Raw genomic sequence first — 11,368 nt, 5'->3', positions numbered from 1 at the left:
CTGGCCTGCGAAATCCATCCGCGCCCGGGGTCGGCGGGGAATGAGAGGAGCGGAGCTGCGCCTCGCGCTCAGGCGTGCAGGGCCTCGTTGAGCGTGACGCCGACGCCCGCGCGCTGCTTGGCCTCGATCGCGCCGGTCACGGAGTTGCGACGGAACAGGATGCCGTCGCGGCCGGACAGCTCCGCCGCCTTGATCGTGGGACGGCCGCCGTCGGCGGTCGGCGCAGCATCCGCCAGTACGACCTTGGTGCCGGCAGTGACGTACAGGCCCGCCTCGACGACGCAGTCGTCACCGAGAGAGATGCCGATGCCGGCGTTCGCACCGAGCAGCGACCGGGCGCCGACCGAGACGCGGTGCGTGCCGCCGCCGGACAGCGTGCCCATGATGGATGCGCCGCCGCCGATGTCGCTGCCGTCGCCGACCACGACGCCCTGCGAGATGCGCCCCTCGACCATGGATGCACCGAGCGTGCCGGCGTTGAAGTTCACGAAGCCCTCGTGCATCACGGTGGTGCCGGGGGAGAGGTGCGCCCCGAGGCGCACGCGCGAGGCATCCGCGATTCGCACGCCCTCAGGCAGCACGTAGTCCGTCAGACGCGGGAACTTGTCGACCCCCTGCACCTGGATGCCGTGCTGCTGCAGCAGCGGACGAAGGCGCGCGGCCTCGGTGGGCTGCATCGGACCGGCGCTGGTCCAGGCGTTGTTCGGCAGGTGGCCGAAGATGCCGTCGAGGTTCAGGTCGTTCGGACGCACCAGCAGGCGCGACAGCGCCTGCAGACGGAGGTAGGCGTCGACCGTCGACGAGACCGGGACATCCAGGTCGATCGACAGCTGGACGAGTTCGGTGCGAACGGCGCGGCGCTCGTCGACATCGGCGAGGGCGCCCCAGGTCGCGGCGGCGGCCGCGGCGTCGCCGGCATCCGGCTCGCCGAGACCGAGCTCGGGGTACCAGGCATCCAGAACGGTGCCGTCAGCGGCGATGGTCGACAGGCCGATGCCCCAGACAGTGCGCTCAGTGCTCATCCCTCAACGGTAAAGCATCTGAACGCTCGAACTAAGCTGAGAGTCATGGCGCTCGATCCGTCCGCATCCTCCCTCGAACTCACCCGTGCGATCTGTGACTTCCCCAGCGTCTCGGGCGACGAACGCGCGCTGGCCGACGCGATCGAGGAGGTCGTGCGCCGCAGCGACCACCTCGAGGTCATCCGGCACGGCAACACGATCGTGGCCCGCACCGACCTCGGCCGGCCGCAGCGCGTGGTGATCGCCGGGCACATCGACACCGTGCCGATCAACGAGAACCTGCCGACCCGGGACATCGAAATCGATGGTGAGCCGTTCCTGTGGGGTCGAGGAACCGTCGACATGAAGGCCGGCGTCGCCGTGCAGCTGAAGCTCGCGGTCGAGCTCACCGAGCCCACCGTCGACGTGACCTGGATGTGGTACGACAACGAAGAGGTCGAGGCGTCGAAGAACGGCCTCGGTCTGCTCGCGACCGTGCGCCCCGACCTGTTCCAGGCCGACTTCGCCATCCTCGGCGAACCGTCGAACGGCGAGGTCGAGGGCGGATGCAACGGCACCCTGCGCGTGGTCGTGCGCACTCACGGCGTGCGAGCGCACAGCGCTCGGTCGTGGATCGGGGAGAACGCGATCCATGGTGCGGCGCCGATCCTCGCCAGGCTCGCCGAGTACCGTGCGCGCGAGGTGCCCGTCGAGGGTCTCGTGTATCGCGAGGGCCTGAACGCCGTGAAGATCAGTGGCGGTGTCGCGGGCAACGTCATCCCCGACCTCTGCGAGGTGGAGGTCAACTACCGGTTCGCGCCGAACAAGGACGCCGCCGAGGCCGAGGCCCACGTGCGCAGTGTGTTCGCCGGTTTCGAGGTCGAGGTGACGGATGCCTCGGACGGCGCTCGTCCCGGGCTCGACGCCCCGATCGCGAGGGACTTCCTCGCCGCCGTCGGCGCCGAGGCTCGGCCGAAGTACGGGTGGACCGATGTCGCCCGCTTCTCCGCACTCGGCGTGCCGGCGGTGAATTACGGCCCCGGCGACCCGCATCTCGCGCATCACGACGAGGAGCGGGTGCCGGTCGCGCAGATCGACGCCGTCGAGCGCGGACTGCGCGCGTGGCTGACAGCGTCCTGACGCCGGCGATCCGCGGGTGGGTGCGGCTGCCGGTCGCGCTGCGCATCGCTGTCGTCTACGTGATCGCCCGCGTGATCACGACCTTCTTCCTGATGGCGGCGGCGGAGGAGTCGACCTCGCTGTCCCGGTTCGGCGCAGGTCCGGGCCTGGACGACTTCGTGCTGGGCTGGGACGCGCAGTGGTACTGGTTCGTCGCAGAGAACGGCTACCCGACCGAGCTCCCGCTCACCGACGCCGGTGACGTCGCGGAGAACGGCTGGGCGTTCATGCCGGTATTCGCATATGCCGCCAAGGCGCTTGGGCTCGTCTTCGGGTCCTGGGGCGCAGGCGCACTCGCGATCTCTCTCGTGGCGGGCTATCTCGCCTGTCTCGCCCTGCACCGACTGCTGCGCGGGCGGATCGGCGGCTCCGCAGCGATGTGGGCGGTCGTGTTCTTCGCATCAGGGCCGCTGGCGGCGATGTTCCAGGTGGGGTACGCCGAGTCGCTGTTCGTGCTGCTGCTGCTCGTCTCGCTCGATCTCGTCGCTCGGCGTCGGTACGGATGGCTGTACCTGCTCATCCCCGTGATGGGGTTCACGCGCCCCGGCATCCTCGCCTTCGCCCTGTACCTCGGACTGGTCGGGATCATGCGGTGGCTGCGCCGGGGGAGCGATCCGCTGCCGGCGCGCGAGATCGTGCACATCGTCGCGCTCGGCGCGCTGGCCACGCTCGTGGGCTTCGCCTGGCAGACGATCGCGGCAGTCGTGACCGGGCAGCCGAACGCCTATCTCGCCACCGAGCTCGCCTGGCGGCGAAACTGGGGGATGGGCACCGACTCGTTTCTGCCGTTCGACGGATTCGTGCAGGCATCCCAGTTCTGGTTCACGCAATGGGGGATACCGGACTGGATGGGCCTCGTCGCGCTCGTCCTGCTCGTGGTGGGCATCGCCTACGCGCTGCTGCATGCACGGGTCGTGCGCGCGATCGGCCCCGACCTGCGCCTGTGGAGCGCGAGCTATCTGCTGTATCTGCTGGCCGTGTTCTTCCCGCAGTCCAGCACCTTCAGACTGCTGATGCCCCTCACCCCGCTGTGGGGAGCCGTGGCCGTCCCTCGCTCGCGGTGGTACCGGATGACGGTGCTCGGCCTGTGTCTGCTGGGCCAGTGGGCCTGGATCCACTTCATGTACGGGCTCGGTCAGACCTACTGGCAGGTGCCCTGATGACGTTCTGTGCACAGGCGCGCATCGAACCCTGAGAGTGATCGATAGACTTGTCTTATACCACCGAGGAAAGGAAGCCACGATGGCAGCGATGAAGCCGAGGACAGGCGACGGGCCGATGGAGGCCGTGAAGGAGGGTCGCCTCATCATCGTGCGGGTTCCGCTCGAGGGCGGGGGCCGCCTGGTCGTCTCCGTCAACGACGCTGAAGCGAAGGAGCTCCACGACGTGCTCGGTGCCGTCGTGGGCGCCGCAGCCTGACCTGACACGTGAAGAGGGGCGACGGACTGATCCGTCGCCCCTCTTCTGCGTCTGCGGTACCGCTACGAGATCCTTGACAGCTGCAGCAGGCCCTCGCCCGCCGGGTTGATCGCGGCGAGAACCGCGGGCGATTCCTGCGTCTCCTGCAGCAACGAGCGATAGGCCGTCGTGACGGCATCGCGCTGAACCGGGTCGGCGGCGCGTCCGCCGGCGAGCACGCGCGGCACGAGCACGAGGCCGCCCGGGCGCACCAGACGGAGCCCGTGCTCGACGTACTCGATCACGTTCTCGGGGTCGGCGTCGATGAGCACGATGTCGTAGGACCCCTCGTTCATGCGCGGCAGCACGTCGGATGCGCGCCCGGTGATGAAGCGCGCCCTGGCAGCGGGGATCTTCGCGTCGGCGAAGGACTGCCGGGCGGCGCCGAGGTGCTCGGGTTCGTTGTCGATGGTGGTCAGCACCGCCTGCGGGGCGCCGCGCAGCAGCCACAGGCCGGAGACTCCGGCGCCGGTGCCGACCTCGATGATCGACTTCGCGGAGACGGATGCCGCGAGCACGGCGCACTGGGCGCCGATCACGGGGCTCAGCGGGGTGGCTCCGAGTTCGACAGCGTGTGCACGGGCACGGGTGATTGGGGTGGGTTCGACGACGGTCTCGCGGACGAATCGGGCGTTCGCATCGTTGTCGCTCATGGCTGTCTCCAGATCGGCGGGGGATTCCCCCAGAATATGCGTCGATTCCGGATCGAAACGTCAGGCGCGGCGGGTAGCCTGGTGAGATGGATTTCGGGCTCACCTTCGAGAAGCTGCTGCTGATCGGCGTGGTCGCTGTGCTCATCGTCGGCCCTGAGCGGCTGCCCGCTCTCGCGGAGAAGTTCGCCAAGTTCGTGCGGCAGGCGGGTGAGTACATCCGCGACACCAAGGGCAAGATGCGTGATGAGATGGGCCCGGAGATCGACGACATCGACTGGCGCAAGCTCGACCCGCGTCAGTACGACCCGCGACGCATCATCCGCGAGGCGCTGCTCGATGAGCCGACGCCGGCCGCGCCCGCTGCGGCGGCTGCCACTGCCGTTGCCGCCACTGCCACGGCTGCGACCGCCTCCGCATCCACGCTCACGCGCGCGCACTTCGACAGCAAGACCCCGCCGCCCTTCGACGACGAGGCCACCTGAGATCTCGTCCGCGGATCCTGAGCGACGAGCGCAGCGACGAGTCGAAGGGCGCTCAGCGACCGGACGGCGCGAACGGCAGTGATCGGCCCGCGAGTCTGCGGCCCTGGCCTGCGACGCCCTCTGCGAGCGCGATGATCGCCCGGGCGGACGAGTCGTCAGGGTCGGACAGCACGACCGGCATCCCGGCGTCTCCTCCCACGCGCAGCGCGGGGCTGAGCGGGATCGACGCCAGCAGCGGCACCTCGAGCGCCTCCGCGACCTCGGCACCGCCGCCCGCACCGAACAGGTCGAGCGTCGTGCCGTCGGGCAGGGCGAGCGCGGCCATGTTCTCGACGACGCCGATCACCTTCTGACCGGTGCGCCGCGCGACGAGGCCGCTGCGGATCGCGACCTCCGCGGCCGCCGGCTGCGGCGTGGTGACGACGAGCACTTCAGCGTGCGGCAGGATCTGCCCGATCGAGATCGCGATGTCACCGGTTCCGGGAGGCATGTCCACCAGCAGAACGTCCAGGTCGCCGAAGAACACGTCAGTGAGGAACTGCTGCACCGTGCGATGCAGCATCGGTCCGCGCCAGGCGACCACCTGCTCGCCCTCGCGCAGGAACATGCCGATCGAGATCGTCTTCACGTCGTGCGCGACCGGAGGCAGCATGAGGTCGTCGATGCGAGTCGGCTGGATGCCGGGCTCGATGCCGAGCAGCCCTGGGATCGAGAAGCCGTGCACGTCGGCGTCGATCAGGCCGACCCGGAGCCCGCGGCCGGCCAGCGCGACGGCGAGGTTCGCGGTGACGGTGGACTTGCCCACCCCGCCCTTGCCGCTGGAGACGAGGATGACGCGGGTGAGCGATTCGGGGCCGAAGGGCATCTGCCGGGCGGGCCGGCCGTCGCGCAGCTTCTCGGTGAGCGCTCGCCGTTCCGCAGGCGTCATCACGCCGACGTCGACGGTCACGTCGTCGATGCCGGACACGGATGCCGCGGCATCCCGGACATCCCTCTCGATGCGCTGCGCCGCCGGGCATCCGACGATCGTGAGCACGATCGACACCTGTGCGGTCGTGCCGTCGACCGCGATCTCACGCACCATGTCGAGGTCGCCGATCGGCCGGCGCAGCTCAGGATCGGTGACCGCGGCGACGGCCCTCCGGACGTCGTCGGCCGAGGTCATCGTGCGCGCCCCTGGTCGCCGTGCTCGGTCGGGCTCTCGAGCTCGGCCAGCAGCGCCTTCAGCTCCTGGCGGAGCACGTCGCGGGTCACCGTCTGCGCGCTGCGCTCCTCGAGCGCGATCCGCAGCGCCACCACCTCGCGGGCGAGGTACTCGGTGTCGGCCATGTTGCGCTCGGCGCGCTGGCGGTCCTGCTCGATCTGCACGCGGTCACGGTCGTCCTGCCGGTTCTGCGCGAGCAGGATGAGCGGGGCGGCATACGACGCCTGCAGCGAGAGCATCAGGGTCAGCGCGGTGAAGCCGAGCGCGGCGTCGTCGAAGCGCAGGTTCTCGGGCATCATCGTGTTCCACGCGATCCAGGCGGCGCAGAACAGCGTCAGGATCAGCAGGAAGGTCGGCGTGCCCATCGCGCGCGCCACCCACTCGGTGAACCGGCCGAACCGGTCACGCGACGATGCGGAGGGCCGGGCGGCGACGCCCCGGTCCAGCGGCTTGTCGAGGCGCGGTGCGCGAGCCATCATCGGGCACCTCCGGCCTGGGTCTCGTCGGCGTCATGGGTGCGCCAGTCGTCGGGCAGCAGATAGTCGAGCACGTCGTCGACGCTGACCGCGCCGACGAGACGGTGCGCGGTGTCGACGACCGGCAGCGACACCAGGTCGTAGCTGGCCAGCATGCGCGCCACCTCGGCGGCGGATGCCGTCGCTGGCACGGGTTCGAGGCTGTCGTCGACGATCGCACCTAGGCGCTCGTGCGGCGGGTACCGCAGCATCCGCTGGAAGTGCACCAGGCCGAGCAGGCGGCCGGTCGGGGTCTCATAAGGCGGCAGCGTGACGAACACGGCCGCGGCGAGAGCCGGATGCAGCTCGTGCCGGCGGATCAGGGCGAGCGCCTCGGCCACGGTCGCGTCGGCGGAGAGGATGATCGGCTCCGGCGTCATCAGACCACCGGCGGTGTCTGGGCCGTAGCGCAGCAGCATGCGCACGTCCTCGGCCTCCTCGGGCTCCATCAGACCGAGCAGCTGCTCGAGGCGCTCCGGAGGGAGCTGAGCGAGCAGGTCGGCGGCGTCGTCCGGCTCCATCTCGTCGAGCACGTCTGCGGCGCGCTCGTCGCCGAGGCGATCGAGGATACCCATCTGGTCGTCCTCGGGCATCTCCTCCAGCGCATCCGCGAGGCGCTCGTCCGGCAGCTCCTCCGCGACCTCGAGCATGCGCTGCTGCGGCAGGTCGAGCAGGGTGGTGGCGAGGTCTGCGGCGTGCAGCTCGGAGTAACTGGCGACCAGCTGCTCGGCGGACTGCGCCTCACCGGGCGTGCGCTGCTCCCTGACCTCGGTCCAGCCTGCGAACGTCGTGGGCCCCTTGGCGAACGGGGAGGCGCTGGTCTTGGGCTTGCGCAGGAACAGCTGCGCGATCGCCCACTCGCCGTGCCTGTCCTGTTCGATCGCGACATCCTCCACCACGGCCGTCCCGCTGCCGTCGGCGAACACGACCTGCCTGCCGAGGTACTCGGCGAGCACCCGCACCTCACCGGGGCGCGGCTGGAACCGGCGCACGTTGATGAGCCCTGTGGAGATGACCTGCCCGGCGCGGATCGATGTGACGCGGCCGATCGACAGGAACACCTGGCGGCGGCCGGGGATCTCCACGACCAGGCCGATCACGCGGGGCGCGGCGGAACTTCGGTAGACGATGACGACATCCCGGACCTTGCCGAGCCGGTCGCCCACGGGGTCGAAGACGGCGCAGCCGGCCAGGCGCGCGACGAATACCCGTTGTGTGCTCACGGATCCAGAGTAGTGCGGTACTCGCACGGGACAGGGTTCCGCGTTCAGCGGAAGCATCGGCGGGGCAGGGGCGCCCCCGAGGGGTACATGCGACAATGACCGCATGAGCATGCTGAACCGACCGTCGAACGGCGCCGACGTGGGAGAGATCGTCTCATCGGTGCGCGACTACGAGAGCGCCCAGAAGACGGTCTCGAAGCTCATCGCCGGTGAGGTGCCCGCTCGCGACATCGCGATCGTCGGCATGGGCGTCCGCACCATCGAGCGGGTCACGGGACGGCTCGGCTACGCGATGGCAGCGCGATCAGGGGCGATCAACGGCGTGCTGATCGGACTCTTCCTCTCGGCGATCATGCTGTTCGGCAACCCGAACGCACCGATCACGCTGTTCCTGGGCTTCGTGTTCATCGGCGTGGCGCTCGGCATGATCATGAGCCTGATCTCGTTCGCGATCGTACGGCGCCGCCGCGACTTCGCGAGCGTCACGCAGCTCGCGGCCGATCATTACGAGGTGCGCGTTCAGCCGGCGTCGCTGGCGAAGGCCCGTCAGGTGGTCGGCACGGCGGAGCGCCCCGAGCCGACACGACCCGTCGTGAACCTCGACGAGCCGCCGAAGTACGGCGAGCGTATCGATCCGGATGCCCCGGAGCAGAGCGGTGCGGTCGCCACAGGTGCGCCGGAGATGGCGATTCCTCCGCGGCCCGCCGCGCCGCCGCTGCCGCCGGCGTACGGCGAACGCGTGGATGACGCTCCCGAGTCCGCGCCGGTGGATGCTCCGGAGGAGGCTGCGCAGCCGGCATCCGATGAGCCGACCGGCGATGAGGCGCGCTGACAGCGATGGCTGATCCGCTGCGGATCCCCGTCGACCTGCCTGCGGGGGCGGTCTCCGCCGCGTGGGAGTCCGTGGACGGCGGTGACGTCATGGTGCTCGCGCACGGTGCCGGCACGGGCATGGATCATCCGTTCCTGATCGGCTTCGCCGAGGCGCTGCGCGCCGAAGGCTTCTCGACGCTGCGGTTCAACTTCCCGTACGTGGATGCCGGCCGTCGCATGCCGGGGCCTGCGGCGCAGTCGATCACCACCTGGCGCGGCGTCGTGGCCTGGGTGCGTGAGCGGGTTCCGGAGGCGCGGGTCTTCGCCTCCGGGCGATCGTACGGCGGGCGGATGGCGTCGATGGCCGTCGCCGAGGGGCTCGGCGTCGACGCGCTGGTGTACCTCGGGTACCCGCTGCATCCGCCGGGTAGACCGGAGAAGCCGCGCGTCGAGCACCTGCCGGCGATCGCGCAGCCGCAGCTGTTCGTGTCGGGCACCAACGACCCGTTCATCCAGCCGCATGCTCAGTTCGAAGAGGCGGTCGCCTCGTGTCAGGATGCCCGCATCGAGTGGGTCGATGGGGGAGGGCACTCCTTCGAGGTGAAGGGGCGCAAGCGGCCGGCATCCGAGATCGGCGCGGCGCTCGTGCCGCTCGTGACGGAGTTCCTGACGACCGTTCGGTGACGGGATCGGGCCGTGACACGATGGACGGGTGGATCGCATCGCCCTCATCTCCGACGTGCACGGCAACCTCGGCGCCCTCGACGCGGTGCTCACCGACATCAGTGCCCGCGGGATCGACCACGTGATCAACCTCGGCGACACGGCGGGGAAGGGGCCGCGCGGCGAGGAAGCGGTGCGGCGCTGCCGTGAGGCGTGCGCAGTGAACGTGCGCGGCAACTGGGACGACTTCCTGCCAGGCATCGCCGACGACGACGCCTCGGAGGGACTGATGTGGTGGCGCGACGAGCTGTCCGCCGAAAGTCGCGCCTGGCTGAAGCAACTGCCGCTCAGCCACGACCTGCTGATGAGCGGGCGCCACATCCGGATGTTCCACGCCTCCGCCGAGAGCCCGCACGTGCGAGTGCACTTCCACCACACTCCCGAGCAGTTCGCCGCGATGTTCGACAACACCGAGATGACCGGTGCGGGGCCGGCTCCGGACGTCGTCGGCTACGCCGACATCCACGACGCGTACATCGAGTCGTCCGAGGGACGGACGCTGTTCAACGTGGGCAGCGTCGGCAACCCGCTCGATGAGCCGACGCCGTCGTACGTCATCCTCGAAGGCGTGCTGGATGCCGAGGAGGCTGAGCCCTTCGGCATCCAGTTCGTGCGCGTGCCCTATGACGTCGAGGCCGAGATCGCGGTCGCCGAGGAACTGCGGATGCCGGAACGCGACGTCTGGACTGTCGAGTTGCGCACGGCCAAGTATCGCGGGGCTCAGTGAGCGTGGCCGGGTTCCATCACGTCGAGCTGTGGGTCGCAGATGCAGCCGAGTCGGAGACCTGGACATGGGTGCTGGGGCGGCTCGGCTTCGTGCTCACGCATGAATGGCCGGAGGGCGCGTCCTGGGCTGCCGGCGGCGCGTACCTCACGCTGACGACCTCGCCGAACCTGACGGCCGCCGAGCACGATCGGCGTCGCGCCGGCGTGAACCATCTGGCATTCCATGGCGGCTCGCGCGAAGCGGTGGACGCGCTGATGGCCGATGCCGCGGGCCACGGCTGGCATCCGCTGTATATGGAACGGTATCCGCATGCGGGCGGTGCGGATCACTACGCCGGGTGGCTGGAGAACGCGGCAGGGTTCAAGATCGAGGTCGTCGCGGGGGACTGAGTCGCTCAGCCCCAGCGTTCGCCGAGCCAGGCCTCGGTCGCGGCGAGCGAGCGCAGCCGTCGTTCGTGCATTCCCGGCGGTGCTAGCACTTCCGTACGAGCCGTGTCGCGCCAGTAACTCGCAAGGGTGGCGAGGAACGCATCGACCTGTGCGCGATCCGGCGCGAGGTGCGCGGTGGCGGCCGCGAAAACACTCTCGAGCGATGGCGCTTCGACTTCAGACTCGAGCAGCAGGCACACGATGTCGACCCACGCCGGACCGAGGCACGCTCGGCCCCAGTCCAGAACGTGCACCTGGTGACCTTCGAACAGAAAGTTGTCGTGCCGCAGGTCGAAATGCAGCAGATGTCGCTCGCTCACGAGCGAGGGGAAGGCCGTCTCACAGCCGACCAGCCGGTCGAGATGCCTTCGCTCCCATGTGCTCAGCGGCATGGGTTCACCGGCCACGGCACGCGACCAGAAGCTCGCGCGCCCCTGCATCCGAGCGGCCACGGTCGGTACGGGTGGCGGGTCGATCGCGTCGAACGCGGAATGCATTGTCGTAACATGTGCGAGAGCGCGGCGGAGGTCGTCGTCAAGCCAGGGCTCTTCCGGCATGGTGCCGTCAACGAACTCCGTCAGCGTGAACGTCCAGCCGTCGATCTCGGTCGTGCCGAGCAGCGTCGGTGCTCCCGCCGCTGCAGGAAGAGCACTGAGTACCGCCCCTTCGACGCGGTCGTCGGCTGCGGAGGTGCGGTCTGCCGGTGTCGCCTTCAGGAAAGCGCGGTAGCCGACGTGACCGAGTCGTCCGCGGATTCCAGCGCCGAAGCCGCCGGCGACGGGTTCGATGATCGGAGTGATGCCGGGGACGATGCTGTCGATCCAGCGCAGCGCGGCAGGAGTCATGGCCGCAACTGAGCTCCCATCTGTCATAAGGCTGAGCGTATCCCCATGAGCGGAAAGAGAGGCCTGGAGCGCGGCGACAACGAATCGTCGACGCGGATCTCTCTCCGCGGGTGTCAC

14 protein-coding genes are annotated in these 11,368 nt (G+C 69.6%); 8 read left to right on the top strand and 6 right to left on the bottom strand.

Annotated features, from left to right (window positions below):
- Positions 1-68: 68 nt before the first annotated feature.
- A complete protein-coding gene (dapD, locus tag ACFVDO_RS05870) occupies positions 69-1,022 on the bottom strand; it encodes a 2,3,4,5-tetrahydropyridine-2,6-dicarboxylate N-succinyltransferase (RefSeq protein WP_378857031.1) in 954 nt (317 codons plus the stop codon).
- A 45-nt stretch (positions 1,023-1,067) separates the two neighbouring features.
- Between dapD and dapE the strand changes: the two genes are divergently transcribed.
- From dapE to ACFVDO_RS05855, 3 genes are all read left to right on the top strand, one after another.
- Entirely contained in the window at positions 1,068-2,141 is a 1,074-nt protein-coding gene (gene dapE / locus ACFVDO_RS05865; protein WP_378857029.1) for a succinyl-diaminopimelate desuccinylase, read from the top strand.
- The gene (locus tag ACFVDO_RS05860; protein WP_378857027.1) at positions 2,123-3,340 is read left to right on the top strand and encodes a hypothetical protein; all 1,218 of its coding nucleotides are present in this window, start codon (positions 2,123-2,125) and stop codon (positions 3,338-3,340) included. The genes dapE and ACFVDO_RS05860 overlap by 19 nt, the downstream gene beginning before the upstream one ends.
- An 82-nt stretch (positions 3,341-3,422) precedes the next feature.
- Positions 3,423-3,599, top strand: a complete 177-nt coding sequence (locus ACFVDO_RS05855; RefSeq protein WP_378857025.1) for a DUF3117 domain-containing protein — start codon at positions 3,423-3,425, stop codon at positions 3,597-3,599.
- Between the two features lie 62 nt (positions 3,600-3,661).
- Here the strand turns inward: ACFVDO_RS05855 and ACFVDO_RS05850 are convergent, their stop codons facing one another.
- The gene (locus ACFVDO_RS05850; RefSeq protein WP_378857023.1) at positions 3,662-4,291 is read right to left on the bottom strand and encodes an O-methyltransferase; all 630 of its coding nucleotides are present in this window, start codon (positions 4,289-4,291) and stop codon (positions 3,662-3,664) included.
- A gap of 86 nt (positions 4,292-4,377) precedes the next feature.
- On the opposite strand from ACFVDO_RS05850, the gene ACFVDO_RS05845 reads away from it, so the two are divergent.
- The gene (locus ACFVDO_RS05845; RefSeq protein WP_378857021.1) at positions 4,378-4,773 is read left to right on the top strand and encodes a twin-arginine translocase TatA/TatE family subunit; all 396 of its coding nucleotides are present in this window, start codon (positions 4,378-4,380) and stop codon (positions 4,771-4,773) included.
- 52 nt (positions 4,774-4,825) lie between these two features.
- On the opposite strand, the gene ACFVDO_RS05840 is transcribed toward ACFVDO_RS05845, so the two are convergent.
- From ACFVDO_RS05840 to ACFVDO_RS05830, 3 genes are read right to left on the bottom strand one after another with little or no spacing between them, the layout of a single operon-like run.
- On the bottom strand, positions 4,826-5,938 hold the full coding sequence (locus ACFVDO_RS05840) for an Mrp/NBP35 family ATP-binding protein (RefSeq protein WP_378857019.1): 1,113 nt from the start codon (positions 5,936-5,938) through the stop codon (positions 4,826-4,828).
- On the bottom strand, positions 5,935-6,453 hold the full coding sequence (locus ACFVDO_RS05835; RefSeq protein ID WP_378857017.1) for a DUF1003 domain-containing protein: 519 nt from the start codon (positions 6,451-6,453) through the stop codon (positions 5,935-5,937). Before ACFVDO_RS05835 ends, ACFVDO_RS05840 begins: the two co-directional genes overlap by 4 nt.
- Complete coding sequence (locus tag ACFVDO_RS05830; protein WP_378857015.1) at positions 6,453-7,715, bottom strand: magnesium transporter MgtE N-terminal domain-containing protein; 1,263 nt, start codon at positions 7,713-7,715, stop codon at positions 6,453-6,455. The genes ACFVDO_RS05835 and ACFVDO_RS05830 overlap by 1 nt, the downstream gene beginning before the upstream one ends.
- Positions 7,716-7,818: 103 nt before the next feature.
- Between ACFVDO_RS05830 and ACFVDO_RS05825 the strand changes: the two genes are divergently transcribed.
- Genes ACFVDO_RS05825 through ACFVDO_RS05810 form a run of 4 tightly spaced genes read left to right on the top strand, consistent with a single transcriptional unit; the run spans position 7,819 to position 10,367 of the window.
- Positions 7,819-8,547, top strand: a complete 729-nt coding sequence (locus tag ACFVDO_RS05825) for a general stress protein (protein ID WP_378857013.1) — start codon at positions 7,819-7,821, stop codon at positions 8,545-8,547.
- Between the two features lie 5 nt (positions 8,548-8,552).
- A complete protein-coding gene (locus ACFVDO_RS05820) occupies positions 8,553-9,212 on the top strand; it encodes an alpha/beta family hydrolase (RefSeq protein WP_378857011.1) in 660 nt (219 codons plus the stop codon).
- A gap of 28 nt (positions 9,213-9,240) precedes the next feature.
- Positions 9,241-9,978 carry a metallophosphoesterase family protein gene (locus ACFVDO_RS05815; protein WP_378857009.1) on the top strand — a complete coding sequence of 246 codons (738 nt, stop codon included), beginning with the start codon at positions 9,241-9,243 and terminating at the stop codon, positions 9,976-9,978.
- A gap of 2 nt (positions 9,979-9,980) precedes the next feature.
- The gene (locus ACFVDO_RS05810) at positions 9,981-10,367 is read left to right on the top strand and encodes a VOC family protein (protein WP_378857072.1); all 387 of its coding nucleotides are present in this window, start codon (positions 9,981-9,983) and stop codon (positions 10,365-10,367) included.
- Between the two features lie 5 nt (positions 10,368-10,372).
- Here the strand turns inward: ACFVDO_RS05810 and ACFVDO_RS05805 are convergent, their stop codons facing one another.
- Positions 10,373-11,368: a phosphotransferase gene (locus ACFVDO_RS05805; protein WP_378857007.1), complete on the bottom strand. Its 996-nt coding sequence runs from the start codon at positions 11,366-11,368 to the stop codon at positions 10,373-10,375.

Source organism: Microbacterium sp. NPDC057741 (assembly GCF_042798735.1).
GTDB lineage: Bacteria > Actinomycetota > Actinomycetes > Actinomycetales > Microbacteriaceae > Microbacterium.
This window is presented reverse-complemented; position numbering and strand designations above follow the sequence as displayed.

Bases quoted from the DNA above. Each gene is read 5' to 3' on its own strand.
- dapD (WP_378857031.1), bottom strand. From the start codon at position 1,022: ATGAGCACTGAGCGCACTGTCTGGGGCATCGGCCTGTCGACCATCGCC.
- ACFVDO_RS05835 (WP_378857017.1), bottom strand. From the start codon at position 6,453: ATGGCTCGCGCACCGCGCCTCGACAAGCCGCTGGACCGGGGCGTCGCC.
- ACFVDO_RS05855 (WP_378857025.1), top strand. From the start codon at position 3,423: ATGGCAGCGATGAAGCCGAGGACAGGCGACGGGCCGATGGAGGCCGTG.
- ACFVDO_RS05850 (WP_378857023.1), bottom strand. From the start codon at position 4,291: ATGAGCGACAACGATGCGAACGCCCGATTCGTCCGCGAGACCGTCGTC.
- ACFVDO_RS05820 (WP_378857011.1), top strand. From the start codon at position 8,553: ATGGCTGATCCGCTGCGGATCCCCGTCGACCTGCCTGCGGGGGCGGTC.
- ACFVDO_RS05825 (WP_378857013.1), top strand. From the start codon at position 7,819: ATGAGCATGCTGAACCGACCGTCGAACGGCGCCGACGTGGGAGAGATC.
- dapE (WP_378857029.1), top strand. From the start codon at position 1,068: ATGGCGCTCGATCCGTCCGCATCCTCCCTCGAACTCACCCGTGCGATC.
- ACFVDO_RS05845 (WP_378857021.1), top strand. From the start codon at position 4,378: ATGGATTTCGGGCTCACCTTCGAGAAGCTGCTGCTGATCGGCGTGGTC.
- ACFVDO_RS05840 (WP_378857019.1), bottom strand. From the start codon at position 5,938: ATGACCTCGGCCGACGACGTCCGGAGGGCCGTCGCCGCGGTCACCGAT.